We start from the raw sequence: 23,747 nt of genomic DNA on the forward strand, positions 1-23,747 counted from the left end.
TGTTCGCGCGAAAGCGCTCCACTTTCGTCGACTGTCGAACGATGAGTTTAAACTGCCTACGATGGACGAATAACTGCGCGTCCATCGGTAATGTCGGATACCCGGACCAAAGCGCATCTGGGAATCCGCAAGAACTATTCATTGTTGGATGATCCACTGTTGTTGTGCAGGTTACAGCGACTGGTTATTACCGTCTACTCGGTCCGTGTGGCATGCTCATATAGAGACCGCCTTTCGCGAGTTCATCGCTCATCTGATCTATGCGCCTTCTGCGAGTTTCCGGACGCTTAGCGCGTGCAATCCAGTGGAGGTAGTCGTTGCGCTGATAGGCGGGCCGTTGCTCGAAAGCGACCAATAGACCTGCGGCCTCAAGCTCAGCGCGCAACGTGTCGGGCATCACCGCCAACCGCCTTTTTAGCATATCAACTCCTAAACCGACTTCCTGAAGTTATGGGAGGCTCAACGTTTGCCATTGCCCTTGCGGGATCGCAGCCGGCCCGGCGATAGGCCTTTCAACCTGGTCACGACGCGGTTCATATGCGCTTGGTGAGTAAAGCCCGAACGCTGGGCGATCTCAGCCAACGACATATCGCTGTTCTCCATAAGCTCAACAGCTCGTTCGACCCGGCGTCGCAGGACGAACTGATGAACCGGTAACCCCACCGCCTCTCGAAACGCGGTCGTAAAGGCTCGTCGCGGCATGTCCGCTATTTCAGCGAGTTGATCGATTGACACGTTCCCTTCTAGTCTGGCGTTGATTTCGGCGAGCACGCGGTCGAACCGCCGGGAGGTCAGGACTGCAGCCTTCTGCGGTCTGCGCTGCGCGTGGTCGAGCAAGTTGGCGAAAATCAGCCCGATTGTCCATTCGCGAACAACAGCGTTGATGGATGAGTCGCTTTCGAGCCGTCGACACAACTCGGCCACGAGCGGGTCGCGTATCGGCCGCTCGGTCAACACCGCCAGTTTCTCAAGCGTTCCGCCGGCGGGCGCAAGGAGCCCTGACGCCAACGACGGGTCGATGGTGATCATCGTCAACTCGCGCGCCTCCTCGATCCTGAACCGGGTGGCGCGATCGGGAAGGCTGAGCAGCAGGTCACCGGGCCGCGTGAAGACACGGCGCAGTCCGCCGCCCAGATCGATCTCCGCATAGGATGAACCGCCGCGAATCACGCGCAGCTGGACCATTCCGGCCGGCGCATGGCGATAATCACCAGCGGGGAAGAACATCCGCGTGGCCACTGCCATCTTCACCGCTCCAGCATCTGCGAAACGTGCCTGATCCTCAGCTGCCGAGCGCTTCGATGACAAGACGGGCCGTCGCCGTTCCGGAAAAATTCTGCTGGCCGGTAATCAGATTGCCGTCGCGGACGGCAAAGTCGCGCCACAGCCCGCCATGGACGTAGTTCGCGCCGAGCGCACGCATCGCATCTTCGATCCGCCAGGGCATCAGGTGCCGGCCGCGGGGCAGCGCGCCCATCTCCCATACCGCATTGTCGGCGAAGTCCTCCTCGACATTGGCGAAGCCCGTGACAGTAAGGCCCTTGACCAGCATGTCACCACTGGACAGGCGCGCGTAGCGGAGCAGCGCGACGCCATGGCACAGCGCCGCGGCAACCTTGCCGGCCTCGTAGAATTCGACAAAGCGCCGCTGGAGTTCAGTCTCTGCTTCGAAGGTAAACATGGGCGCCTGTCCGCCGGCGACGACGATCGCATCGAATGCGTCGACGGGCAGCTCCGCGATGGGCCGCGTCACTTCCACCAGACCGGCCAGCTTCGGCGTCGACAGGAAGCCGCGCGAGATCAGATCGGTGTCGGAATAGCCCGACGGATCGCGCGGATCGCTCAGCGCGTCCGCCTCGCACTTGCCGCCGTCGGGAGAGAAGATCGCGACCTCGTACCCGCGCTCGGTGAAGGCGAGCCAGGGATGGGTCAGTTCGCTCCACCAAAAGCCGACTGGCCAACCAGTGGTCGTTGATACGGCTGGGTTCGAAAGGACCATCGCGATACGCTTGGAATGCAGCGGGTCAAGCGGGTTGGGGGCGCGGACTGACATGTGCGGGATCAGTCCTGGAGGGGAGCGTTCGGTCGCAAGAATGCATCCTCGACCAGCGGCGGCAACTCGTCCAACCTGGGCGCGAAGACGTTGTAGAGTGGTTCAATCGTCAACTTCATCTCCCGGCTCAGGCCGATGGCTTTCGCCGCCGGCGCCAGCCGCGCGTGCATGAATGCCTCGAATCCCTCCCGATGATCCCACACCTCGGTGATGCGATAGCCTCCCTCGATCGGCGCGGTCAGATGCAGATAGATCCCCGGCTCTGGTCGGAGTTCAACACCCATCTCATCGAGGATCGCGCGATATTCCTTCGGAGTAATTCCCAGGACGTCGATTGTGGTGATGTATGCCATGATGAACTCCTCTTGGCGGCGGCGAGCACTTGGTCAGGCGAGATTTGCCCAGACCGTCTTGTATTGGGTGTAGCTTTCCCAGGCTTCGCGGCCCTGCTCACGGCCATAGCCGCTCAGCTTGTAGCCACCGAAGGGTGCGTTGGGATGGTATTTGTGCCAGCAGTTCAGCCATACCGTGCCGGCCTTGATGCGATCCGCAAGCCGCAACGCGCGGCCGAGATCTCCGGTCTGGATACCGGAGGCAAGCCCATAGCTGGTATCGTTGGCGAGCCGGATCGCCTCGTCCTCGCCGTCGAAGGGGATCACCGGCAAGACAGGGCCGAAAATCTCTTCCCGCGATATTCGCAATTCATTGGTCGCATCGGCGAAGACGGTCGGCTCGATGAAGAGGCCCTTGCCGCCGACCCGGCGGGTGCCCCCGCCCGCGGTCAGCCGCGCCGTGCGCTTACCTTCCTCGACGTAGCCCAAGACCTTGTCGTACTCGCTGCGCGATGCGATCGGCCCGACCATCGTGTCAGGATCCAGGGGATCGCCGAGCGTTGCGCTCGACGCCATCGCGCTCAGCTTCTCGACGACTTCGTCATAGCAGGCGCGCTCGACCAGTAACCGTGACCCCGCGACGCAAACCTCGCCCTTGTTCCAGAAGATGCCCCAAAACGCCGCCTGCACCGCCGCGTCCATATCAGCATCAGCGAACACAATGTTCGGACTCTTGCCGCCCAGTTCCATCGTCAGGTGCTTCATGCCGGCCGCGCCATTACGCATGATGCCCTGGCCTACCGCGGTCGATCCGGTGAAGGCGATCTTGTCCACGCGACGATCCTTGACGAGCGCGTCGCCAATCGCTCCACCCGGACCGGTGATAAGATTGTAGACGCCCGGCGGCATGCCCGCATCGAGGATGACTTGCGCAAGCGCGAGTGCCGTCAGGGGCGTGTCAGTCGCCGGCTTGTGGACGACCGTGTTTCCGGCCGCGAGCGCCGGCGCGATCTTCGAACAGGACAGCGCCAGCGGAAAATTGAAGGGGGTGATCGCCGCGACCACGCCGAGCGGCTCTCGCCGCGTCAGGACCCGGACATCGGGTTCGTAGCTGGTCCGATAGGCACCATCCATCGCACTCATGGCCAGCCCGCCATGGAAGCGGAACAGTCCCGAGCAGTGCGGCATGATCGTATCGCGGAAATCGCGATACGGCATGCCCATATCCATTGCCTCGCGCACCGCAAAATCCTCGGCACGCTCGTCCATCAGGTCGGCGATGCGAAACAGTATCTTGGCGCGTTCCTCATGATGCATCCGCGCCCAGGGACCTTGCTCAAACGCCCGATGGGCGGCTGCAACCGCGTCTTCGGCATCGCTCACGCCGGCCTTTGCGATGCTGGTGATCGGGGCTTCCGTCGTCGGATCGACAGTGGCCGAGGTCTCGCCGCTCGCGGCATCACGCCACGCGCCATTGATCAGCAGGCGCCCAGCCGGGATCGCTTTGCGCCGCGGAATTGCAACATCAGCCATGGAGGGGTCCATCCTGTCGAACAAGGTTGAAGGAAATCATCGGCCCCATCCCGCGAAGATAGGCGAGTTGGACCAGGAGGAGCATCATTGGCTCGATCAGGCGCGAGGCCGTGAGATCACCAACATCGAGCGGCTGAGTGGGCAGATCGGCAAGAAGTCGGCAAACTGTCGCCTTCGCCTCGGCATCGTTCCCGGCGACGTAGCTCATGACGAGGTCGCCGCCGAGACGCGGATCATCCCACTCGAGCAATTCGGCGAAGGTGGGAATGCACTTGACGACGCGCGCCTGAGGTGCGCGCTTTTGCACCTCCTCGCCGACCGAAGTAGTCGTGCCGACCAGCATCGCCGACAGGTCGGATGCAACTGCATTGGTGTTGTCCCAGACGATCTTACCCGACAAGTCTCCCAACGAGTCCAGAGCCGGCTGAAGCGCCTGCCATGGGGTCGCCAACGCGATAATGTCGGCCCATCTCGCGACCTCAATGGGAGTACCGAAGCCCACCCCCAGTTCTTTTGCGAGCTCACGCAGCTTCTGCTCATCCCGACTGAAACTCAGGCGGACTTCATGCCCTGCGCGGCGAAGGCGCTTTGCAAGCGCTTTGCCCATCGCGCCTGGCCCGATGACGGCAACTTTCACGACCACCTCCTGGAGATCCGACTCGTGTCATCTAGACCCGTTGCAGTTCGACTTATTTCACGAACTGCTCTTGCACGATCGGGCGCTTGCCGCACGATCGGCGTTGCTGACGCCGGGATCGATGGGGGGTGATATCCCTGGGCTGCGTTTCCACATCTGTTGCGATGCCGGCGCATCAGCGCGGCACAGAGACCGGAGAACGCGGCCAACGAAGCGATGTATAGGTCCGGACCGGCGATATCGCCATTAGCCGTCAAGAGCTTGGTCGCGACAGTCACAGTAAGACTTCCACCTGTGCCAGCGAAAGGGCCGAACGTCGCGATGGCACCGATGGATCCCGTCATCGTCGGGAATATCGGCTTGCCTGACCCAACGGCGACGACGGTTCGGTAGACCCGGACGGCGAAGGTTTCGCTCACTGCGGCGTTCAACGGCCGGGTCGCGACATCAACTTCGCGCGATGGAGAAACGATCGAAGTCATGCCCGCCTCCGTTAGACAACCTGTTGTCCTTAGGACAACGAAATACCATTTCTCGCTCCAGCTCAAGCGAAATCTTTTCGAATCCTTGAGATACTTGGCCGGCCGCGGTTTTCGCCCAGCAAAACAACGACGTATCGACCTTGCGACACGGGCGTGTTAAGGCAAAGACGAAGAACTAGGAGGCAACATGTTGCCAAAGACGGAATCCGAACCCCAGGCGGCTGACTTGAACCACGGCCTGTTCGTGCGTGAGTGCCGGTCGCGCAAGGGATTGACGCTCGACGAGCTTTCCGAGCGAACCGGATTGAGCAAAGGACATCTGTCCCGCTTCGAACGCGGCGAGAAATTCCTGTCGGTTGCGGCGCTGTTGAGGGTCGCGAATGCCCTGGACGTCTCAGTATCTGCGATGCTCGGTGAAAGCATTGCGGAGGATGCTTTGCATCTGGAACGCGCCACCAAGCGCACCTTTCGCAAAGCGCCGAAGAAGGATGGCGGTTACAGCTTCGCGACCTTGAGCCGGCCGGGACAGGAAGCAGGGCCGACGGTCTTCCTGGTTGAATATCCAGCCCGGGCGGAGCGGAGCAGCACCGCCTATCACGCCGGCGAGGAACTGCTCTTCGTCCTGAAAGGACGGGTCGAGATCGAGCTGCCAGACCGCGCGGTCGTCCTTGCGGAAGGAGATTACCTCCAGTTCCCCGGCCACTTGAAGCACACCGTGAAGGGACTTGCGACCCGAAGCCAGCTCCTGGTCGTCGTCGTCAATCAGGACTCGCCCACGACTTGACTCCGCCTAGCTTCGCCGCGAGCCGTTTCCATTTCGAAGGAGCAGTTCACCTGAAACTGCGATGGCGCGGGCGGCTCACCTGGTGCGGGCCGCTTCACTAGAACCCAGGCGTACTCCCGATGCTAAACTGGTGGCATACCCGCGTGGACGACTATTCTGGCTCCGATCGCACGCATGCCGCTGGACTATCAGAGCGGGTTGGAGCGAATCAAATCGCAAGGGGTTCGGGCATCCATCCATGGGATGCTAGGTCGGTCCTCCGGCCGTTCGGCGTGGGCGGCACCCCACGAGAGTAAAAATCGCGCCGTGGCCAGGCCGCCGCCAATGGACCTCTAATGCGCTGCAGCACGCCGCTCCAGCTCCGCGGCGATCGCGGCGTAGACCGCCGCGAGCTCGCGGCTGAGCCGGGTGAGCTGTTCATTCTCGTATTTCTCGAACAGCGTCTCCGGTAACGACCATCGCAAGGTCACGGCGCCTGCACTTTCCAGGACCACGATCTTCAGTGGCGCTTCCAGGAGCGCCGAAGGATCGGCTCCCAGCAGCCGCACCATGTAGCGCGGATGGAAGAACAGGATCTGCCGCGTGCGTTCGATCCGGTAACCGCTGCGCGCCAGTAGCATCTGCGGATCGATCTCATGAATGATCCAGAGGTCTCGCTCGGCCAGCATTGCCCGGACGACCTCGAGCGCGCCATCGAAGGAGAGCGGCGTCGCGAGCACATGCTGGAATGCGGTGTCCTTGCGGACCGGCGCGTAGCACACCGGAGTAAGGTCTCCCATCATCAGGCTCCCTGGCCCCGCTTGGCCGCGAGGGCGTCGAGCACACGCGCGGAATACACCATGCCGGCGCCGGCGTTGAGCGCAACGGCAACTCCAAGTGCCTCGGATATTTCCTCTGTGGTGGCGCCGTGCTTCAGCGCAGCATCGGCATGCACCGTGATACAGCCGTCGCAGCGACTCGTCACAGCGACGGCGAGCGCGATCAGCTCGCGGATCTTCGGCGTGAGCATGCCGGTCGTATTTCCGGCGGCACTCAGGGTCATATACCCCTTGAGCGTGTCGGGCGAGAGCCTGCCCAGTTCACCAATGCGGCCGAGCAATTCGCGGTGGTACGCATTCCAATCGATCATCGTTGAACTCCCTTTGTCATGGGCGCCAGACAATCGGAAAACGGGATCACGGGAAATTGCCGATCCTTGTTTGGGACCTATACATTTATTTTTGCGGCCTAAGTCCGCCGGAGCGCTTGCGGATGCCGGCTGCGAACATCTGCGCTGTGACCTGTACACGCGTGATTGCGCGGGAATCTGCGTGTATGCCCATCCAAATCTCGCGCTCGGGGATGGACACCTTCAGCCGAGCGAGCCCGCCCATGTCATCGCCGAGAACGCGCGGCAGGCACGCGAGCCCGAGACCCGCCACCGCCGCCCGCGCCTGCGCCTCGCGGCTATCGGTGCGCAAGACGATGGTCGCCGCATACGCAATCTCGCCGAGCCAGGCGAGATCCGCGACCGGCCCGGCCTCCGCACGCATGGCGATGATCGCATGCCCCTTGAAGCCGTCGGCGATCTCCGGCACGCCGCGTTGGTCGAGATAACGCGGCGCTGCGTAGAGGCCGAACGCGAGGCGGCCGAGACGCTTCTGGATCACCTCTTTCTGCTCGAACCGAACGAACCGAAAGGCGATATCGGCATCGCGGCGCGCGAGATTCGCGGCACGCGGCTCGCCGATCAGCTCCACACTCAAACCTGGATAGGCTTGCGACAGTTCGTTGCACAGCGGCGCCAGCAATCGCACGCAAAACCACTCCGCTGCCGTCACGCGCACGAGGCCCATGGGACCGGCATCGCGGCCGGCAACAGTCCGCTCGATCGCCAACACCTCCCCCTCAATGCGCTCGAGCCTGGCGAGAATGGTTTCTCCGGCCGCCGTCAGAACGAACCTTCCAGGCAAGCGGCGAAACAGCTTCACGCCAAGTCGAGCTTCCAACGCGGCGACTCGACGGCCGACGGTCGGCTGGGTCGCGCGCAGCTGACGCGCCGCCGCCGACAGTGAGCCGTGCCTGGCAACGGCGAGGACATATTTGAGGTCGTCCCAGTTCAAATGAAAAGCCGTTTCTGCGGCACGGCAGGCCGCGAATTCACGTCGGAGTGAGATCGAGCGTGACGGGGCATGACCATGATGATGGCGCGTGGGATAACAGTTTTGAGCAGCGGCGAGCAAGCGATGAAAGCAGCGCCGGGATGCGGAATGGATCGCTGCATCCCTTCCGAAGGAAGCGAGCACATACAACCCGATCGATCGCTACGGGATCGGAAATCGTAGCCCAGCACCGATGGCTCGATCGACGTTCCTGATGTCGAAAAGCGAACTAGCATCGGGGACCTGACGCAAATTGGCTGCCCATTCCAGCAGATGAAACTTTGGTCTGGTCCGGCAAGGCATTTGACCAAGCCGCCTCTGGTCGAGACGGGTACGAACTTCCAAACGTTCAAAAAAAGTAGAAACAGCTCGTTTTAGACGAACAGCGTCTCTGACGTGATGCGCGTGGATGTAGGAATGATCGCGGCGCGCGGCGTGACGAAGCGGAGAGCTGAGATACGTCATCCCATAGGAGCCGCGCGACGCGAAGCCTACGAAAAAGCAGCGCAATCGTTGGCGAAATTGCTGAACTCACGCCAAAGGGATGGCCTACCGCTCCTCAGCCCGTCGCTTGAGATTGCGTGCGCCCTCCACACAACTTTTCGGGCCCGAACGTTTATTGCATCTACCCGTGCCTCATTGCGGCCGTAGAGCGGCAACCGTGGCCGCCATGACAAAGCCAGCGGCCAATGCAGCCCACTCTTTCCGGATCAACACCATGACGCCGAATGCACCTGCGCATCCGACAATGCTTGGCAGGCCACCCTCGGAGCAGGCGGACGCGACAAACGCAACGAAAAGATTACCCGGGGCCAAACGAAAAAACTTGGCGGTGATGCCTTGCTCACGGATGAGGCCCGCGGCGAGGAAACCTCCGGCACGCATTGCGTAACTCACGGTCCCTAGGCCGACGATCATGGAGAGGGTCGGCCAATCAAGCATTATCGCCACTCCTCATGCTAACCGCGGTTCCGATGGCGCCACCTATGAGCATCGCCCAGCTCGATGGCAGATACAGAGACACAAACGCCGCGGACACGGCGGCCAAAGACCATGCGTAGATCGACCGGCGGCCCCGCCACTGACCGGGCAGGAGGGTGACGATAAAGGCAGCGGGTAGCAGCGCGGCAGCCGCCATCAAGGGGCCACCCGGCGCCAGGGGTAGATCGTAGCCGATCACAGTCCCCCCGATCCACCCGACCGCCATAGGAATGCCTGCCCCACACAGATAACCTGCATCGGCTCCGTTGCGCTCTGAATCGGCGCTGGTCATCAGCCATGAAGCGTCCGCGAGTAGAAACAGGATCGGCAACATCGCGCGCTTCCTGAGCCTGCCAAAGGCCTGGTGCAGATGAACGCCCATTACGAGGTAGCGGGCGTTGGTTGCAATGCAAGCTACCGCGATGGGGATAAAGGAAGATCCAGCCGCCCACATACCAAGCGTCACTGCCTGCGCGGTTGCGGAGTAGACGAAGATGCTCAACAGCGTTGCCGGTACAAAACCGACCCCATTGCTGCGATAAGCCACACCCATCACGATACCTGCCACACCATTGGTCAGGAGGAACGGCAGCGCGTCGACGCAGCCGCGTCGTATCCCCGCATGAGAAAGACGGGGTTCAAGCTTAGCTAATGCATTTGATCTAATGGTCATAGCCATTAGATGATTGCCAAGTCAGGCGCTGGTGTCAAGGTGCGTCCAGCGGCAGAAAACCGCGCCCTACCTTAATCCGAATCGCCAGGAAAGATGATTTGTTAAGTTGCCCGGCGCCGGCATCGCATCAACCTCTCAAAAACCTGCCGAGCGTTCAAAGCTTCTGCCACCCGCGTACTACACTAGACTTCCTTGCGATCTTCTATAATGTGCATCCCTCGCATTCACCTTTCCGAACTCGATGTCACGAGATCCGCTGCGAGCTGCCACCCAGTTCTTTGGAGGGCGCGTTTGTCTCGATTTCGCCAATACACTGGATTGGCGAACGTCGAGCGAGCCTCAGGAACTCATCCCGGATTACAACTCATTCGTCTCCTGGAGTGTGCGGCGAGGCACCTTGACGTCACGAACGGCCGCTCGCCTTCGTACCCTCGCCAAGGTCACTCCTACCGCGGCGCCAAAGATGATGTCTGACGCTCTCGCATTGCGTGCTGAGATCTGGAGGATGGCTGACGCACTGCGCGAGGACGAGCCGCCTGACCTGGAACTTCTCAATGCCATGATCGCGCGATTACCTTCTCAGCCGCCGGTTTCGAGGCACAGGGGCGGATACACGTATGCGCTGGGCGGTGACAATCTGCATGAGCCTCTGTGGCCGATCTTATGGTCGCTCACCGCGGTCCTTACATCGACTGATGCGAACCGGATTGGGTGTTGCCATGCCGAAGGCTGTGGGTGGTTCTACGTCGACGAAAGTCCGAACCGCACGCGTCTGTGGTGCTCGAGCGAAGTATGCGGCAATAGGGAAAGGGCGCGGCGCGCATATGCGAAGCGTCGCCCCAAGGCCGCGTCTCGAATAAAGTCATAACTCTGCATCTAGCGATCTTTGGTGACCAAGCCGTCGTTCTGGCCTGTACCGGCCCAACCCGCCATGCGCAATATGACGTCGTGCGCGCTCTGACCAAAGGGTTGGCCTACACTTCCTCAGCCCGTGGTCCGGAATTGTGTCTTCGAGAGCGGCAGGGTACGCACACGCTGTCCTGTCAGCGCAGCGACCGCGTTGGCTACGGCAGGTGGCACGCCCGGCAGCCCCGGTTCACCAACGCCGCCCAGTGCGGCGCCGCTCTCGATTGCCTTCACGTGGACACGCGGCATGAGCTGCGGTGGAAGGATGGAATAGCCATCGAAGTTACGCGCCTGCGGTCGACCCTCCACAAATATGAATTCCTCGAGAAGCGCCGATGATAGGCCCAGCGCTACCGCCGACTTGACCTGCAACTCAATGATCGCGGGATTGATAATTCGTCCTGGATCGATTGCGACCCAAATGTCGTGCACCGCGACGCTGCCACCGTTCAGTGAGACTTCTGCAATCGTCGCGACCTCGGAGCGAAATGGCGATGCCATGGCCACGCCGCGAGCGCGCCGGCTGCCGTCCGCAGCCGCGAACGGCCCCCGCTTCCATCCGCCCGACAAGGCACCGACCGCTTCCAAGAGGTTCTTTTGCCGAGGTTTGTCGGCAAGTAGCCGCAGACGGAGCTCGTAAGGATCATGTCCACCAGCAACTGCGATCTCGTCAAGGAAGCTCTCATAGAAGAAATCGTTCATAGAGTGTCCGACGGAGCGCCAGTAGCCGATCACTGCTGGATGCTGCAGGGGTACATGCGCAACTCGGCGGTTCGGGATGGCATAAGGTTTGTCCTTGATACCCTCGACGGCAGAATTGTCGGCCGCTTCCGGCTTACGGCCGGACCAACGGCCGAACGGCCCCTCGCCGACCGCCTCAGCCTCCAACGCGACTGGCAGGCCCTGCGCATCCAAACCTGCGCGAAACCGCACGAGACCCATGGGACGCAGCACATCGCGCAGAAACTCCTCCTCACGAGACCAGATCACCTTCACTGGTTGCCCGACCGCTTTAGCCAGCAAGATGGCCTGCACAAACGGGTTGGCCGGTGGATGCAGATGACGCCCGAAGAACCCTCCCAGCATCGGCGAATGCAGGATCACCTTCTCTGGCGGGATGCCGGCAGTATCTGCGGCGACGCGTTGGAATCGTTCAGGCGCCTGGTTCGGGACCCAAACCTCGAGCGTATCGTCTGAGTTCCAACGCGCGATCGCGGATGGTGGCTCCAGTTGGGCATGTGCCAGATAGGGCGCGTCGTAAATCGCCTCGATCACTCGCGAGGAGGTGCCCAGCGCGGAGGCAGTATCTCCGTCCTTCTCGGCAGAGATACCTGGGCCAGGAGCGGCCGCCAGCGTCGATCGCATTTTTTCTGAGGAGAAATCGGCCGGCATCGCGTCGCGAGTGCCTGGCGCCGCCTCCGCCCAACGGACCTGAAGGCTTTCGGCCGCACGGCGAGCGCGCCACCATCTGTCGGCAACCACCGCGACGGCGCCTGGAAGGCGATGAATCGAATGGACGCCCGGCATGCGTCGCACCGCCGCCTCATTGTCGAGACTTTCGGGCTGGCACCCAAGACGCGGAGCGTGCTGCACGGCAGCCTGAAGCATGCCGTCGACAGCGAGGTCGATGGCGTAGACCAACTTGCCTGTGGATTTGGCGCGCACGTCGAGCCGAGCGACAGGCTTCCCGATCCAGCGAAAATCGCCGTCGGCGCGCAAAGGCGCGTCCCCCGGCACAGGCAGCGCGATGGCCTCCGCGGCCAGCGCGCCATAGCCGAGCATCCGGTTCGAGGCCAAATGGCGCACTTGGCCCGGCACCGTGGACAAGCTCGCTACCGGCACGTTCAAGCGGGTGGACGCGGCTTGCAGCAGCATTTGGCGTGCGGATGCTCCGAGCCGCCGCATCATCTCGTAGCTCGATCGCACCGACAGACTGCCTCCCGTGAGGCGAAAGCCATTGATGACCAGATAGTCCGAGCCTGGCGGAGCGCATTCAACAGTAAACAGGGCAGGATCGACGTCGAGCTCTTCACCCACGATCTGTGCCATCGCCGTGGCAATTCCCTGGCCCCCTTCCACAAACGGACTACGCAGGAGAACTGATCCATCGGGGCGGATTTCCAGGAACGCGGGGACTCGCGTGCCAGGCTTCACCGCTTCGTCCTTCGCAAAGGCTCCAGCACCGGGCAGCCCGACTGCAAGCACCAGCGCACCGACCGAGGTGCCCAAGAACCCCCGTCGAGACAGATTGACCGCGCCCTGGCCTGAGATGAGTTTCACGTCAAAATCAACATTGCCCATACCGCGCCCCTTTTACGCTTGCGCGGCCTGCCGCACGGCGGCGGCAATCGCATTGTAAGTCCCGCAGCGACAGAGATTGACCATCGCAGCGGCGATATCGGCGTCGACCGGCTTCGGCACTTGCTTCAACAAGGCGGTGGCGGCCATCACTTGCCCGGACTGACAGTAGCCACACTGAGGCACTTGATTGGCTACCCAGGCTTCCACAACACGGCGCCCGACGGGATCCTCGGAGATCGCTTCAATCGTAGTGACTGCTTTGCCCGCAACGTCTTCCAATGCTGTCACACATGAACGTGTGACCTCTCCGTCGATCCACACGGTGCAAGCGCCGCACTGCGCCGCCCCACATCCATACTTCGTCCCAGTCAGCCCCAGTTCGTCGCGGATGACCCAAAGCAACGGAGTATCCGGCTCGGACGACACTTGGCGGTTAGTCCCATTGATGTTTACTTGCACGAGAGACTCCAGAAAGATGAGTTTGTTTCAGGTAAGGTGGCTAAGCACGGTCCGCTCAGTCGGCGCCAACAGCTTCGGATCGACGGAGAAGCTCAAAGCTTTCGCATCCACGCCGAGATCGCTTGGACTACGGCTGCTGGTTTTTCCGCAGGAAGCGCGTGACTGGCGTTGGGTACGACGACGACAGCAACGCGATCTCCCAGTTCCTTTGCCAGCTCGTCACTCGTACCAGGCGGCCGAAAAGGATCATTCTCGGCTTGCAATTCCAGGATCGGAGCTTTGCCCGCCGTCCACCACGAGTCCGTCTGCGTGTTCTGGCGAGCAACTCGCTGGCTCTCCGTCACGCGCGCATGCCAGCCTTCGAGCCAGGACGACGCGTCGTTGCCTGGTGCGAAGAATGCAAGCTGCAGCGCTTTCAACCGCTTCGATGTGGGTGCGCTGGCATCATTGATCGTCATGATCGCATCGCTGAGTTCGCGCGGCCATTTCTTTGCTCCGGGTGCGATCAGCACGAGGCCACGAACGAGTTCCGGGTGATCGGCCGCGACCGTCCGCGCGATCCAATTGCCATAGGCGTGTCCCGCGACGACGGCCGGCCCCCCGCCTTCATCTCTGATAACGCTCGCGATGTCGTTGGCGAAATCGTGGAAGCTGACGCCCTCCATTGGCCCAACGCTGCCGTCAATCCCTCGCGGCTGGGGGCGCAGGACACGGTAGCCTTCGTTGGCAAGTTCCACCGCCAGCACGTCGAAATCCGACGAACCGCGCCCTGTGGATGGGATCAACACGATCAACGGCCCGCGGCCTTCCGCGATTACGTCGATCCGAGCGACTCCCGCATCTACGAGATGCCGCGTTGGTGCGTCAGTTGCCGAAGCGACCGCGAATTGCAGTAGCAAATTGGTCATTATGATTCCGCCGCGCAAGATTGTTTTGATCATGGGTTTTCGTTCCGAGCTCGTACGACATGCCGCTATTCGCCGGGAGTTAACGCGGCCACGACCTTGTTTGGCTGCACGGACCTCGTTCCCAAGATCAAGACGATGGAGCCAATCATCATCACGACCCCGTAGAAGTAGTTGCCGAGAGCAAGGGATCCCGAGGTGGCCGCCAGCGAACCGACAATCACAGGGGCAAAGAAAGCAGCAAGGCTTCCGGCTGTTGTGATGATTGCGATGCCTCCGGCTGCGGCCGAGCCTGACAGCACACGGGTTGGCATGGCCCAATATGGCCCTGTCGCGCAGAGATAGCCCGTCGCGATGATCGTGAGTGTCGCCAGTGAAAGGGGCACGCTCGATTGCATCGAGGGCGCCAAGATCCACCCGAACCCCGCCATGAAGGCGGGTATCGCCGCGTGCCACCGACGCTCTCCGGTCCTGTCGGAGTGCTTGGCCCAAATCTGCTGGCCGGTAATTGCGATAGCCCACGGAATTGCAGACAGCAATCCAATGTACCAGACGTTATCGACACCGGCCTGTTTCACGATCGTCGGCAACCAGAGGGACACACCTGCGCCACCAGCAATGAGACAGATCGACATGGCGACGAGGCTGTAAAACCTCAGGTCGGTCAAGGCGCCGCGAAACGACGAATGCCGCTCGATCCGCGGGTCAGACGCCTCGCTGACAAGCTCCGTCTCGACTATCTGGCGCTCGCGTGGGGACAACCATGTCGCAGACCCCGGCGTGTCCGCGAGGCTGAAGTACACGATGACACCCATCATGCATGCCGGCAGCGCCTCGACGACGAACATCCACTGCCAACCCCGCAAGCCCGCCACGCCCTCGAAGCCGTGCATGATCGCTCCGGAAATTGGGCCGCTGATCAATCCGGAGATGCCAATGGCAGACATGAACATCGCGGTGAACCGTGCGCGCCGCGACGCCGGAATCCACGTTGTGAGATAGAACAGGACACCGGGGAAAAAGCCCGCTTCGGCCGCACCGAGCAGAAAGCGAAGGACGTAGAAGTGGGTCGCAGAGGTCATCAGCGCCAAAGCGGCGGAGCATAGTCCCCACAGAACCATGATCCGTAGTAGAGTGAGACGGGCTCCCACCCTGGCCAACATCAGATTGCTGGGTACTTCGAACAGGGAGTATCCGAGATAGAAGAGACCTGCTCCGAGGCCAAACACAGCCTCCGTAAATCCCAGATCTCCCATGAACTGCAGTTTCGCGAAGCCGACATTCCCTCGGTCCACGAAAGCGATGATATAGCTCACGACGAGAACAGGTATCGTGCGCCAGAAGACCTTGCGAAATAGCACGTCTGCTTCGCGCGCCAGTTCAGGCGATTGCACCTGCTGCATGTCCGGAGGTCTCCTCACCCTGTGAAAACATTTATTGGTTCGTTCGCAAAAGCCGCGGAGACCCGCGACGGTTGCCGTTGGAGCCGAAGCGCAAACGGCAACAGACGATCAGCCGAGCAAGATTCCCCGGTTCAACGGCCCTTAAACACTGGCTTGCGCTTCTCGCGGAACGCGGCAAGTGCTTCCTTTGTATCTTCGGTCTCGGCAAGAGCCGCCGTCTGGCCCTGCTCGTAACGGTAGCCATCGCGCAACGGCATCTCCTCGGTAAGCCCGAAGGACCGCTTGGCTGCCACAACGGCGAGCGGCACCTTCTCCGCGATCGTTCGGGCTATCGTCTTCGCCTCGTCGAGAAGGCGATCGCGAGGAACACAAACAGAGGCAGCATTCATCCGATAGAGTTCGGGGCCGCTGATGCGTTTCGCCGTGTAGATCATCAGGCGCGCGTCGGACGGACTAAGCGAACGCAACACATGGCGCACGCCGCCCGCGAGACCATAGTCAACCTCGGTCATCGACATGAATGCCTCCTCGGCGACCAAGACAATGTCGCAGACCAGGGCCAGGACGCATCCAGCACCGACCGCCGCGCCGTTGACCGCCGCAATCACCGGCTTCGGGCACTCCATGACGCAGTCGAAGGAAGCACGGACGAGGCGGTTGTGACGCGAGTAGCCACCTGGTTCGGCGAGGAGCGCCGGCCGCTCCGAAAGATCCGCGCCTGCCGAAAATGCCTTTCCCTCACCCGTCAAGATGATCGCACGAACAGCCGTGTCAGCTCCCAGTACGTCGAAGATCTTGATGCATTCCTCGCGGAAACGACGATCCTGAGAATTCACGGGCGGCGCCGCTATCGTCACGACTGCCACGTGATCAGCGATGTCGACACGAAACTTCGTGACGTCTTCCAGTCCCTTGATCGTCATTTCTCACCTCCAAAGCCGTAGAGCCGCGCGGGATTTTCGACCAGAATTCGCTGCTGCATCGTTGCGTCTGCGGTCCACTCAAGAAACAGATCGAGCAAACGGCCCGCATCCGGCGCCAGCGACATTCGCACGTAGGGCCAGTCAGAGCCCCAAAGGCAGCGGTCGGCCGCTGCGTCAATGAAGGCATCGTGAACCGTCCGCACGTCTGCGAAGCTCGGCGGTCTCTTCGAGACGCGACAGATCGCAAGCTTCACCCAAATGTTTTCAGAGCGGGAGACATCGAGGATCCTGTCGAGTGCCGGATCGGCACCGCCGCGATCGAGCGACGGACAGGCCATGTGATCGAGCACCAGCGGCACGCCGAGCCGCACGAGATCAGGCAGTTCGGCAGCGAGTGATTCTGCACTGGCCCAAAGCTGCGCGTGGAGCCCGTGTTGGCGCATCCGCGACGCCAACGTGCGCAACACATCGAACCCCACGGTGCCGGGATAGCGTTCTCCCCCGGGCGTACGCATCTCGGTAAAGCGCAGACCGACAATTCCGGCCGCAACCCAGCTCGCGATAACTTCGTCAGGAGCGTTCGCGGTCGCGACGGCAATGCCTCTCAAGGCGCCATTCGATTGCAACAATGCATCAAGGATGGCGGATGGATCGTCAGCATAGGGAGCGGGCTGTACGAGGACACCGCGCGCGATGCCGAGCGTCGCGCGAATCCGGGCGTGAACGTCCGGCGACGCATCAGGTAGTGCATAGTGAGATGCTTCAACCGGCGGAAATCGGTCGAGCGGTCCAAACACGTGAGAATGGGCGTCGCAGGCGTCAGGCGGTAGACGTCGGCGCGGTGCTGACACTCCGGGAGCAGAGACTGTCGCTGCGATTGTCATGAGTGTCCCTCACGCAGCCTCGCCGGCGGCAGATCCACGAGTGCACCGACCTCGGGTAGCGGCTCATGCGTTTCGGGCACGGGAATACGATGCGCGTTCAGCGTCATCGACACCATCGTGTAATACCCGATCACCGCTGTCAGCTCCACGGCACCGCGAGCGCCCCAACGTTGCATGACCGCCGCATAAGTTGCCTCGCTGACCTGACCGGTCGTCTGCAGCTCGCGGGTGAATTCGTAGACCTCGAAGTCAGCGCGATCGTTGAACACGGGCGATGCGATGTCGCGAATGGCCTCGACGACCGTGCTGGACAGTCCGGCCTCAATCGCGGTGCGTGCATGCACCCACCACTCGACCTGCGCAGTCCAGCGTCGACCGACCGAAATGATGGCAAGTTCACTCAGGCGCGCAGGCAGGCAGGTCTGGAAGCGAAGGAATTCACCAAGATCCGACCACCGGCCTGCAAGTTCGGGGCTTTGCATTGCGGCGCGTAGCGGCCCGATGAGGCGACCACGCGGACCGGATACCACTTTGTCGTAGACACGCCGCTGCTCGGGCGTCATCTCAGTCAATGCGAGCAAGGGAATGCGCGCATGATCTTGGCCGGCGATCGCACTCATATGACCTCCGCCGCCGCGAGGCACTCCTGCTCGCGCACATCAATACCGATCTCCGCTAAGACGGCACCGGTATCGGCGCCAAGAAGCGGCGGTGCACGATCGAAGGTCAGAGGCGCGTCGACGAACTTCATCGGGCTGATCACCTGCGGCACAAACCCCGACGGGTGCCGGAGATGCATTAGCATTCCGCGGTGGATTATCTGCGGGTCGGCAAATACTTCCGGAACAGTGTTGATCGGGGCCGCCGGAACGCCGGCAGCGTCGAGTGCGGCAAGCAATTTCTCTCGTTCCCAAGAGGCAAACACCTCGGACAGCAGGCTCGTCAGTTCTGCCTCCGCACCGACGCGCCCGGCATTGGTCGCGAAGCGCGGATCTTTTGCCCATGGCTGGCAGCCAAGGACGTCACATAGCTTGGCGAACTGGAGGTCATTGCCGACAGCGAGGACAAACTTGGCATTTCTGCAAGCGAACACGTCCTGCGGCTGGATATTGGGATGACGGTTACCCCCGCGCCGTGGCACGCGACCGGAAATCAAATGGTTCATCGCCTGATTTGCGAGGAAGGAGGACGCCACATCGAGCATGGCGAGATCAATCGTCTCGCCTGCGCCCGTTACGGCGCGGCGAGCGAGCGCGGCAAGAATTGCGACGGCGGCGTACATCCCGGTCATCATGTCGATGACCGGCACACCCACCTTCTGCGGTCCGCCGCCCGGAAGGTCGTCGCGCTCGCCTGTGACACTCATCAAGCCACCCATGGCCTGAATTGCGAAGTCATAAGCGGCCTGGTCGCGCCGCGGGCCGCTTTGGCCGAAGCCCGTTACCGAGCAGTAGACGAGATCGGGCTTCAGCGCGCGCAGGGATTGGGCGTCGAGTCCATATTTGGCAAGCGCGCCAACCTTGAAGTTTTCGATCACGACGTCGACGGTTTTGGCGATCTCGCGCACGATCACCTGCCCTTCGGGCTTGGTGATGTCGACCGTCACCGACCGCTTGCCGCGATTGACGGAGAGATAGTAGCCGGACTCCTGTGTCCGGTTGCCGTCCTTGTCGGTGAGAAATGGGGGACCCCAAGAGCGCGTATCGTCTCCGACACGGGGCCTCTCGATCTTGATCACCTCGGCGCCAAGGTCGGCAAACATTTGGGTCGCCCACGGCGCTGCCATGATGCGTCCAAGGTCGAGAACGCGAATATGGGAAAGCGGCGCGTTCCGGCGCGATGTCTCGTTAAACATTGTTCGCTTTCGTAGCTATGGCCGAAGGACGGGCTTGAAACTGGGCCTGCCATCCTGCAAGGGCTGGCCGCCCTGACTGCCAAGCAAGATTTGCGAACCTGAAATCGAGATAGTCGAGCGCACAGCCGACGGCGATATGGCCGATACCGAAGCGTGCGGCCTTGAGGTCATCGACCAACGTTTCAAGTTTATCGAGGGTCGCTTCAACCTTGAGCGAGAAGGCGGATAACCATTCGGTGGTCTGCCGACTGGCCGGCTTGTCGTGTTCGTTGCGCCAGAGGATGAGGACATCGAGCAAGCCACTTGCGAGCGCGTGCCACGCCAGCGCCTGCCAGCGGTCAGGCCCGCGCGCGGGAAACAACCGGTCGCCGCCAGCAAGCTCGTCAAGATAGTCGCATATGACACCGGAGTCGAAGACTGCCCGTCCGTCGGGGAGCACCAACGTGGGTATCTTGCCCAGCGGATTATCGGCCATGATCGCGGGGTTGGGGCGCTTCATATCGGCCACGGAACGGACCAGTTCGATCCGGTCGGCCAGCTCCAGTTCGTAGGCGGCGATCATCACCTTGCGAACGAAGGGTGATTTCGGAGACCAGTGCAATTTCATCTCGGTTACCAGCCAGAGCGTTGTTACAAACCAACCGACCAACGGGCGGCGGCGCTTTATCTCGTCCCTGTGAGAACGAGCCTGGCTTCGCCGATGCTGTTCATGTTGGTCCTGAGACCGATGAGAGCCCCCGTCGCGTTCGGAGACACCTCCAGCTTGTCAATCTTCAGGGCTTTCACGGTGATCGTATAGCGGTGCGTGGTGCCGGAAGGCGGACATGGCCCGCCGTACCTTGGAACGCCCGCATCGGTATTGGTCTGCAACGCGCCCGCGGGAAGTATCGAGGGGTCGCTTCCCGCCCCTCGTCCCAATTCGTGGACGCTCGCCGGGATGTTGATGACGCTCCAGTGCCACCATCCCGATCCGGTCGGAGCATCCTGGTCGTAGATCGACACCGCGAAGCTCTTGGTGCCTTCCGGCTCTCCCGACCATGCGATCTGCGGAGAGATGTTCTGGCCCATGCAGCCCATGACCGTGGCAAAATGATCGGGGCCGAGCTTGCCGGTCTTGCCATCCTCGCTCGCCACTTCGAAGGAGGAGGCAGCCGTTACTCCGGTTGCGCTCAGCAGAAGGACTCCCACGATTGGTGCACGCAGATATTTGTTCATCTGAAACTCCGTTGTGTCGAAATGCCGATCGAAGAGCCGCCGTCCGATCGGTCGGCCGATCCCTTCACGAACTATCGCGACACCCGCAGCGCTTCGCTCACCTGCTTGAATACAGACGCCTGCTCTTCCGAAATCTGCGCGTTGTCGGCGTTCGCCGGCCAATAGCTGAACGCGACGATCACTGTATTGTTGGTCCTATCGGCAAAGAGCGCCTGCCCATATGTGCCTCGGCCGGCAAAGCCCCCTTCCACTCCCGCGATCGGCCACCACAACCACATGTAGTTCGAGTGGTCAGTGTTGCTGGTCGACTGATCGACCCAGGAGGACGGGACCACCTGTCGATTTCGAGCTTTGCCGCCGTCAACCATCAACTGGCCGAACCGCGCGAAGTCTCGCAGGGTCGAATTGAATCCGGCTCCGAACCAAGGGCGCTGCTTGCCTTCGGGCCCCTCCTTCATCCAATAGCCGTCGAACTCCATTCCCGCCGACTTCCAAAGACGATCGGACATGTACTCCGGGATTGGGCGCTTGACGGCCCTTTCGAGAGCCCATCCCAATACGCCGGCGTCAAGCGTGGAGTAGTTGAACTTGCTTCCTGGTTCTGTGGCGCGGGTCGCTTTGAAAGCGTAGTCCTCGTAGTATTGAATTGCCTGATTGGTCGACCCGTCGCGCACCTTGTCCAGTTCGGTGCCGGGTGCGTATGCTTCCGACCAGTCCACACCAGACCTCATCATCAAGAGGTTCCGGATGGTCACGCCGTCGTAGGCGGTGCCTTTCAGTTCTGGAATGTGCGCTACGACCTGATCGTCGACCTTGATCAGCCCGTCCGCGACCGCCAAACCGGTAAGGACAGATGTCACCGATTTCGACATTGAATAGGCGATGAAGCGCGTGTCTGGGCCGCTTCCGTTTCTGTAGACTTCGCTCACGATCTTCCCGTCTTTCAGCACGATGACGGCGTTAGCCTTGGTTCTTTCGGGGAAATCCGCCCAAGCGTAGGCTTTCCCGTTGTACGTATAGGTAAATTCTTGAAGCGATAGAGGCGAATGCTCAAGGGCCCACACATTGGGGCCTGCTTTCACAGGCTCCGTCTCAAACAGCTGATTGATGTGCTGATATACGAGCAGCGAAAGAGCCGCATCACTCTTCGCTCTGCGCGCCGCCAGCAACGAAGGCGGCACCTCCGCCAATGCTTCACAGCCAATTGAAGTCGCCAGCAAAAGTGCGATTGAACCGAGAATACGCCGATGCATGAGCAACCTCTTTTTCCACCTAAAGGACGTGCCTGAAACTGCACGCCGCAAGCCCCCGACCAGCAGCGGCGCCCTATAAAGTCCATAAGTACGGACTTTTGTCAATCTTGTTTTGAGCGAGTTCGGCGCGCTAGGATTAATGATGACCGTGCCAATCGATTCTCGAACGCAGCTGAGCCGCAGCGCCGTAGCGCTCTACATCCAGCTCGCCACCCTGTTTCGCCGCTACATCGAATCGGGCCGATGGCAAGCCGGATCACAGATCCCCACGATCGAAGAGTTGATGGCTGAGCATGGGGTTGCACGGGCGACGATCCGCCAGGCCCTCGGACTTCTCGAGGCCGAGGGACTCATCACACGGCACCGGGCAAAGGGCACGTTCGTCGCCGAGCGGGGCAAAGCGCAAGTTCGGCTCGATGTGACAACCGATCTGCGCGGCATGCTGAACGCGCGTGAAGGCGCCTCTATCGAGGTGCTGCGCGACTCCGTCGTCGATACTTTGCCGGTATGGCCGCACGATATCGGCGTCGTCGCCCCGCGATACCGCCTGCTGAAACGGCGTCATACGCGGAATGGCGAGGCGTTCCTGCTCGCCGACGTGTACATCGACGCAAAACTTGCCGCGAAGTTGCCGAAGCCGGCATTCAACTCCTTGACGGCGATGCGCCTCGCCTCGAGCATCCCAGGCATTCGTGTCACCCAAGCGCGACAAACAATAACGGTGGGCAGCGCTGACATGGAGATCGCCGAGTTGCTAGGTCTACCGCTGAATGCTCCACTCTGCTTCATCGACCGCTCGGCAGTCGATCAGCACGGAAGGCTCATTCTGGTCTCGAAAGGCGCCTACCGTGGCGACGTCGTGCGAATCGAAATGGAGATCAAATAGCCGGATGGCCTTAGCCGCGCCCGGGTCTCGTCCCTGCAACGACCATAGTGCGATTTGCGGCCCTGAAGATTTTCAAAACGGCAAGTGTTCTCGAAGCCCATATTCCGCTGCCAGTTTGCGCAGGTCGGCAAGGGTGTCTTCCGGAATAGACAAGCCTTGCTGCCTATTCTTTAGGTCATTGCGCGCTTCGATCTCTCCCGGATAGAAAACCTCCGAGAACCCTTGGGCGAGAGGCACAGATTTGATCTGCGCAATCAACTCTTCCATCCTCGTATTGAACTCCGCCAGAGGCTGCATGGCGTCGATGTTCAGCGCGATCATCAATTGCCCGGCGCGGCTGCGTCGTTCGGCCTGATAGGGGCCGGCGATCTCTGCACCGAAGCCGCTGCCGGTGAGCACGCCGGACAGCATGTCCATCATCAGTGCGATCGCGTACCCTTTGTGCTGCGCCATCGGAAGGATGATCCCTTCGATGGCCTCGGCAGGATCGGTCGTCGGTGCGCCCGCGGCGTTGAGCGCCCAGCCTTCCGGAATCGACTGGCCCTTCTGCTTCGCCAGATAGATCTTTCCACGCGCAACCCCGGTGTTGGCGATGTCTAGCACCATCGGCGCGTGAGACCCTGCCGGACAGGCCCACGACCACGGATTGGTCCCGACGGTTTTCTTCCGGCCTCCCCACGGGGCCATCGCCGGACTAGCGTTGGTCGAAAGGAATGCGACGCATCCCTCGCGCGCCGCCATCAGCGTGAAGTAGAGCGCCGTTCCGAAATGGTTGGAGTTGCGGATCCCGACGGCGGCGATGCCGTGGGCCTTGGCGCGTCGAATGGCCTCCTGGGTGGCGCGCGCCGTCAGCACCTGTCCCATGCCGTCGTGGCCGTCGATCAGCGCAAGGCCGCCGGCGTCGACGACCAGCTCGGGCTTGGCTTTCGGGTCGCAAACGCCGGCCTTTAGACGGGCTGCATACCACGACAGCCGCATCACACCGTGGGATTGGTGACCCCACAGGTCCGCCTGGACCAAGGTATCTGCGCACAGATGCGCGTCGTCCTGCGACATCCCGGCCGCGACGTAGACGGATGTCGCGAAGTTGAGCAGGCGGATAGGATCGATCTTGGCCGTGGACATCGTACTATTCTCCGTC

27 protein-coding genes are annotated in these 23,747 nt (G+C 61.4%); 3 read left to right on the top strand and 24 right to left on the bottom strand.

Annotated elements, in window-relative coordinates:
- Nucleotides 1–187 precede the first annotated feature (187 nt).
- From ACWAT4_RS30720 to ACWAT4_RS30750, 7 genes are read right to left on the bottom strand one after another with little or no spacing between them, the layout of a single operon-like run.
- A complete protein-coding gene (locus ACWAT4_RS30720; RefSeq protein WP_449728789.1) occupies nt 188–421 on the bottom strand; it encodes a YdeI/OmpD-associated family protein in 234 nt (77 codons plus the stop codon).
- Nucleotides 422–459: 38 nt separating this feature from the next.
- Nucleotides 460–1,245: a helix-turn-helix domain-containing protein gene (locus ACWAT4_RS30725; RefSeq protein ID WP_449728790.1), complete on the bottom strand. Its 786-nt coding sequence runs from the start codon at nt 1,243–1,245 to the stop codon at nt 460–462.
- Nucleotides 1,246–1,282: 37 nt separating this feature from the next.
- Nucleotides 1,283–2,053 (bottom strand): type 1 glutamine amidotransferase domain-containing protein, encoded by a 771-nt coding sequence (locus tag ACWAT4_RS30730; RefSeq protein WP_449728791.1) that lies wholly within the window; start codon nt 2,051–2,053, stop codon nt 1,283–1,285.
- A gap of 8 nt (nt 2,054–2,061) precedes the next feature.
- Nucleotides 2,062–2,406, bottom strand: coding sequence for an antibiotic biosynthesis monooxygenase family protein (locus ACWAT4_RS30735; protein ID WP_449728792.1), 345 nt, complete (start codon nt 2,404–2,406; stop codon nt 2,062–2,064).
- Nucleotides 2,407–2,439: 33 nt separating this feature from the next.
- Nucleotides 2,440–3,918: an aldehyde dehydrogenase family protein gene (locus tag ACWAT4_RS30740; RefSeq protein WP_449728793.1), complete on the bottom strand. Its 1,479-nt coding sequence runs from the start codon at nt 3,916–3,918 to the stop codon at nt 2,440–2,442.
- Entirely contained in the window at nt 3,911–4,555 is a 645-nt protein-coding gene (locus tag ACWAT4_RS30745) for an NADPH-dependent F420 reductase (RefSeq protein WP_449728794.1), read from the bottom strand. Before ACWAT4_RS30745 ends, ACWAT4_RS30740 begins: the two co-directional genes overlap by 8 nt.
- A complete protein-coding gene (locus ACWAT4_RS30750) occupies nt 4,552–5,037 on the bottom strand; it encodes a hypothetical protein (protein WP_449728795.1) in 486 nt (161 codons plus the stop codon). The genes ACWAT4_RS30745 and ACWAT4_RS30750 overlap by 4 nt, the downstream gene beginning before the upstream one ends.
- A 187-nt stretch (nt 5,038–5,224) precedes the next feature.
- On the opposite strand from ACWAT4_RS30750, the gene ACWAT4_RS30755 reads away from it, so the two are divergent.
- Nucleotides 5,225–5,821 carry a helix-turn-helix domain-containing protein gene (locus ACWAT4_RS30755; RefSeq protein WP_449728796.1) on the top strand — a complete coding sequence of 199 codons (597 nt, stop codon included), beginning with the start codon at nt 5,225–5,227 and terminating at the stop codon, nt 5,819–5,821.
- A 332-nt stretch (nt 5,822–6,153) separates the two neighbouring features.
- Here the strand turns inward: ACWAT4_RS30755 and ACWAT4_RS30760 are convergent, their stop codons facing one another.
- The 5 genes from ACWAT4_RS30760 to ACWAT4_RS30780 form a co-directional block, all read right to left on the bottom strand.
- Nucleotides 6,154–6,603 carry a DUF302 domain-containing protein gene (locus ACWAT4_RS30760; protein WP_449728797.1) on the bottom strand — a complete coding sequence of 150 codons (450 nt, stop codon included), beginning with the start codon at nt 6,601–6,603 and terminating at the stop codon, nt 6,154–6,156.
- Nucleotides 6,603–6,950 carry a carboxymuconolactone decarboxylase family protein gene (locus ACWAT4_RS30765; protein WP_449728798.1) on the bottom strand — a complete coding sequence of 116 codons (348 nt, stop codon included), beginning with the start codon at nt 6,948–6,950 and terminating at the stop codon, nt 6,603–6,605. The genes ACWAT4_RS30760 and ACWAT4_RS30765 overlap by 1 nt, the downstream gene beginning before the upstream one ends.
- An 85-nt stretch (nt 6,951–7,035) precedes the next feature.
- Nucleotides 7,036–7,923 carry a LysR family transcriptional regulator gene (locus ACWAT4_RS30770; protein ID WP_449728799.1) on the bottom strand — a complete coding sequence of 296 codons (888 nt, stop codon included), beginning with the start codon at nt 7,921–7,923 and terminating at the stop codon, nt 7,036–7,038.
- Nucleotides 7,924–8,598: 675 nt separating this feature from the next.
- On the bottom strand, nt 8,599–8,904 hold the full coding sequence (locus ACWAT4_RS30775; RefSeq protein WP_449728800.1) for an AzlD domain-containing protein: 306 nt from the start codon (nt 8,902–8,904) through the stop codon (nt 8,599–8,601).
- The gene (locus ACWAT4_RS30780) at nt 8,897–9,622 is read right to left on the bottom strand and encodes an AzlC family ABC transporter permease (protein ID WP_449728801.1); all 726 of its coding nucleotides are present in this window, start codon (nt 9,620–9,622) and stop codon (nt 8,897–8,899) included. The genes ACWAT4_RS30775 and ACWAT4_RS30780 overlap by 8 nt, the downstream gene beginning before the upstream one ends.
- A 235-nt stretch (nt 9,623–9,857) precedes the next feature.
- Between ACWAT4_RS30780 and ACWAT4_RS30785 the strand changes: the two genes are divergently transcribed.
- Nucleotides 9,858–10,484, top strand: coding sequence for a CGNR zinc finger domain-containing protein (locus ACWAT4_RS30785; protein ID WP_449728802.1), 627 nt, complete (start codon nt 9,858–9,860; stop codon nt 10,482–10,484).
- 116 nt (nt 10,485–10,600) lie between these two features.
- Here ACWAT4_RS30785 and ACWAT4_RS30790 read toward each other — a convergent pair whose 3' ends face one another.
- The 11 genes from ACWAT4_RS30790 to ACWAT4_RS30840 all read right to left on the bottom strand — a co-directional run bounded on the left by ACWAT4_RS30790 (nt 10,601) and on the right by ACWAT4_RS30840 (nt 21,720).
- A complete protein-coding gene (locus ACWAT4_RS30790; protein ID WP_449728803.1) occupies nt 10,601–12,823 on the bottom strand; it encodes a xanthine dehydrogenase family protein molybdopterin-binding subunit in 2,223 nt (740 codons plus the stop codon).
- 12 nt (nt 12,824–12,835) lie between these two features.
- Nucleotides 12,836–13,282, bottom strand: coding sequence for a (2Fe-2S)-binding protein (locus ACWAT4_RS30795; protein WP_449728804.1), 447 nt, complete (start codon nt 13,280–13,282; stop codon nt 12,836–12,838).
- A gap of 92 nt (nt 13,283–13,374) precedes the next feature.
- Nucleotides 13,375–14,223, bottom strand: a complete 849-nt coding sequence (locus tag ACWAT4_RS30800) for an alpha/beta fold hydrolase (RefSeq protein WP_449728805.1) — start codon at nt 14,221–14,223, stop codon at nt 13,375–13,377.
- A 32-nt stretch (nt 14,224–14,255) separates the two neighbouring features.
- Entirely contained in the window at nt 14,256–15,590 is a 1,335-nt protein-coding gene (locus ACWAT4_RS30805) for an MFS transporter (protein ID WP_449728806.1), read from the bottom strand.
- 131 nt (nt 15,591–15,721) lie between these two features.
- On the bottom strand, nt 15,722–16,513 hold the full coding sequence (locus ACWAT4_RS30810) for an enoyl-CoA hydratase/isomerase family protein (RefSeq protein WP_449728807.1): 792 nt from the start codon (nt 16,511–16,513) through the stop codon (nt 15,722–15,724).
- Entirely contained in the window at nt 16,510–17,397 is an 888-nt protein-coding gene (locus tag ACWAT4_RS30815; RefSeq protein WP_449728808.1) for an amidohydrolase family protein, read from the bottom strand. Before ACWAT4_RS30815 ends, ACWAT4_RS30810 begins: the two co-directional genes overlap by 4 nt.
- Nucleotides 17,394–18,017: a carboxymuconolactone decarboxylase family protein gene (locus ACWAT4_RS30820; protein WP_449728809.1), complete on the bottom strand. Its 624-nt coding sequence runs from the start codon at nt 18,015–18,017 to the stop codon at nt 17,394–17,396. Before ACWAT4_RS30820 ends, ACWAT4_RS30815 begins: the two co-directional genes overlap by 4 nt.
- The gene (locus tag ACWAT4_RS30825) at nt 18,014–19,252 is read right to left on the bottom strand and encodes a CaiB/BaiF CoA transferase family protein (RefSeq protein WP_449728810.1); all 1,239 of its coding nucleotides are present in this window, start codon (nt 19,250–19,252) and stop codon (nt 18,014–18,016) included. The genes ACWAT4_RS30820 and ACWAT4_RS30825 overlap by 4 nt, the downstream gene beginning before the upstream one ends.
- Nucleotides 19,245–19,859, bottom strand: a complete 615-nt coding sequence (locus tag ACWAT4_RS30830; protein ID WP_449728811.1) for a glutathione S-transferase family protein — start codon at nt 19,857–19,859, stop codon at nt 19,245–19,247. Before ACWAT4_RS30830 ends, ACWAT4_RS30825 begins: the two co-directional genes overlap by 8 nt.
- A gap of 56 nt (nt 19,860–19,915) precedes the next feature.
- The gene (locus tag ACWAT4_RS30835) at nt 19,916–20,467 is read right to left on the bottom strand and encodes a YbhB/YbcL family Raf kinase inhibitor-like protein (protein ID WP_449728812.1); all 552 of its coding nucleotides are present in this window, start codon (nt 20,465–20,467) and stop codon (nt 19,916–19,918) included.
- Nucleotides 20,468–20,538: 71 nt separating this feature from the next.
- Complete coding sequence (locus ACWAT4_RS30840) at nt 20,539–21,720, bottom strand: serine hydrolase domain-containing protein (protein ID WP_449728813.1); 1,182 nt, start codon at nt 21,718–21,720, stop codon at nt 20,539–20,541.
- Between the two features lie 139 nt (nt 21,721–21,859).
- Here ACWAT4_RS30840 and ACWAT4_RS30845 point away from each other — a divergent pair, with 139 nt between their 5' ends.
- The gene (locus tag ACWAT4_RS30845) at nt 21,860–22,606 is read left to right on the top strand and encodes a GntR family transcriptional regulator (RefSeq protein ID WP_449728814.1); all 747 of its coding nucleotides are present in this window, start codon (nt 21,860–21,862) and stop codon (nt 22,604–22,606) included.
- A gap of 72 nt (nt 22,607–22,678) precedes the next feature.
- On the opposite strand, the gene ACWAT4_RS30850 is transcribed toward ACWAT4_RS30845, so the two are convergent.
- Entirely contained in the window at nt 22,679–23,731 is a 1,053-nt protein-coding gene (locus ACWAT4_RS30850; RefSeq protein WP_449728815.1) for an Ldh family oxidoreductase, read from the bottom strand.
- Nucleotides 23,732–23,747 lie beyond the last annotated feature (16 nt).

This window comes from Bradyrhizobium sp. T-1, from assembly GCF_053592855.1.

What these genes read in the sequence shown, in the direction of transcription:
- ACWAT4_RS30785 (WP_449728802.1), top strand. Translation starts at nt 9,858, where the DNA reads ATGTCACGAGATCCGCTGCGAGCTGCCACCCAGTTCTTTGGAGGGCGC.
- ACWAT4_RS30735 (WP_449728792.1), bottom strand. Translation starts at nt 2,406, where the DNA reads ATGGCATACATCACCACAATCGACGTCCTGGGAATTACTCCGAAGGAA.
- ACWAT4_RS30730 (WP_449728791.1), bottom strand. Translation starts at nt 2,053, where the DNA reads ATGTCAGTCCGCGCCCCCAACCCGCTTGACCCGCTGCATTCCAAGCGT.
- ACWAT4_RS30825 (WP_449728810.1), bottom strand. Translation starts at nt 19,252, where the DNA reads ATGTTTAACGAGACATCGCGCCGGAACGCGCCGCTTTCCCATATTCGC.
- ACWAT4_RS30750 (WP_449728795.1), bottom strand. Translation starts at nt 5,037, where the DNA reads ATGACTTCGATCGTTTCTCCATCGCGCGAAGTTGATGTCGCGACCCGG.
- ACWAT4_RS30800 (WP_449728805.1), bottom strand. Translation starts at nt 14,223, where the DNA reads ATGATCAAAACAATCTTGCGCGGCGGAATCATAATGACCAATTTGCTA.
- ACWAT4_RS30720 (WP_449728789.1), bottom strand. Translation starts at nt 421, where the DNA reads ATGCTAAAAAGGCGGTTGGCGGTGATGCCCGACACGTTGCGCGCTGAG.
- ACWAT4_RS30840 (WP_449728813.1), bottom strand. Translation starts at nt 21,720, where the DNA reads ATGCATCGGCGTATTCTCGGTTCAATCGCACTTTTGCTGGCGACTTCA.
- ACWAT4_RS30835 (WP_449728812.1), bottom strand. Translation starts at nt 20,467, where the DNA reads ATGAACAAATATCTGCGTGCACCAATCGTGGGAGTCCTTCTGCTGAGC.
- ACWAT4_RS30815 (WP_449728808.1), bottom strand. Translation starts at nt 17,397, where the DNA reads ATGACAATCGCAGCGACAGTCTCTGCTCCCGGAGTGTCAGCACCGCGC.
- ACWAT4_RS30740 (WP_449728793.1), bottom strand. Translation starts at nt 3,918, where the DNA reads ATGGCTGATGTTGCAATTCCGCGGCGCAAAGCGATCCCGGCTGGGCGC.
- ACWAT4_RS30810 (WP_449728807.1), bottom strand. Translation starts at nt 16,513, where the DNA reads ATGACGATCAAGGGACTGGAAGACGTCACGAAGTTTCGTGTCGACATC.
- ACWAT4_RS30820 (WP_449728809.1), bottom strand. Translation starts at nt 18,017, where the DNA reads ATGAGTGCGATCGCCGGCCAAGATCATGCGCGCATTCCCTTGCTCGCA.
- ACWAT4_RS30790 (WP_449728803.1), bottom strand. Translation starts at nt 12,823, where the DNA reads ATGGGCAATGTTGATTTTGACGTGAAACTCATCTCAGGCCAGGGCGCG.
- ACWAT4_RS30725 (WP_449728790.1), bottom strand. Translation starts at nt 1,245, where the DNA reads ATGGCAGTGGCCACGCGGATGTTCTTCCCCGCTGGTGATTATCGCCAT.
- ACWAT4_RS30830 (WP_449728811.1), bottom strand. Translation starts at nt 19,859, where the DNA reads ATGAAATTGCACTGGTCTCCGAAATCACCCTTCGTTCGCAAGGTGATG.
- ACWAT4_RS30760 (WP_449728797.1), bottom strand. Translation starts at nt 6,603, where the DNA reads ATGATGGGAGACCTTACTCCGGTGTGCTACGCGCCGGTCCGCAAGGAC.
- ACWAT4_RS30765 (WP_449728798.1), bottom strand. Translation starts at nt 6,950, where the DNA reads ATGATCGATTGGAATGCGTACCACCGCGAATTGCTCGGCCGCATTGGT.
- ACWAT4_RS30850 (WP_449728815.1), bottom strand. Translation starts at nt 23,731, where the DNA reads ATGTCCACGGCCAAGATCGATCCTATCCGCCTGCTCAACTTCGCGACA.
- ACWAT4_RS30755 (WP_449728796.1), top strand. Translation starts at nt 5,225, where the DNA reads ATGTTGCCAAAGACGGAATCCGAACCCCAGGCGGCTGACTTGAACCAC.
- ACWAT4_RS30780 (WP_449728801.1), bottom strand. Translation starts at nt 9,622, where the DNA reads ATGGCTATGACCATTAGATCAAATGCATTAGCTAAGCTTGAACCCCGT.
- ACWAT4_RS30845 (WP_449728814.1), top strand. Translation starts at nt 21,860, where the DNA reads ATGATGACCGTGCCAATCGATTCTCGAACGCAGCTGAGCCGCAGCGCC.
- ACWAT4_RS30805 (WP_449728806.1), bottom strand. Translation starts at nt 15,590, where the DNA reads ATGCAGCAGGTGCAATCGCCTGAACTGGCGCGCGAAGCAGACGTGCTA.
- ACWAT4_RS30775 (WP_449728800.1), bottom strand. Translation starts at nt 8,904, where the DNA reads ATGCTTGATTGGCCGACCCTCTCCATGATCGTCGGCCTAGGGACCGTG.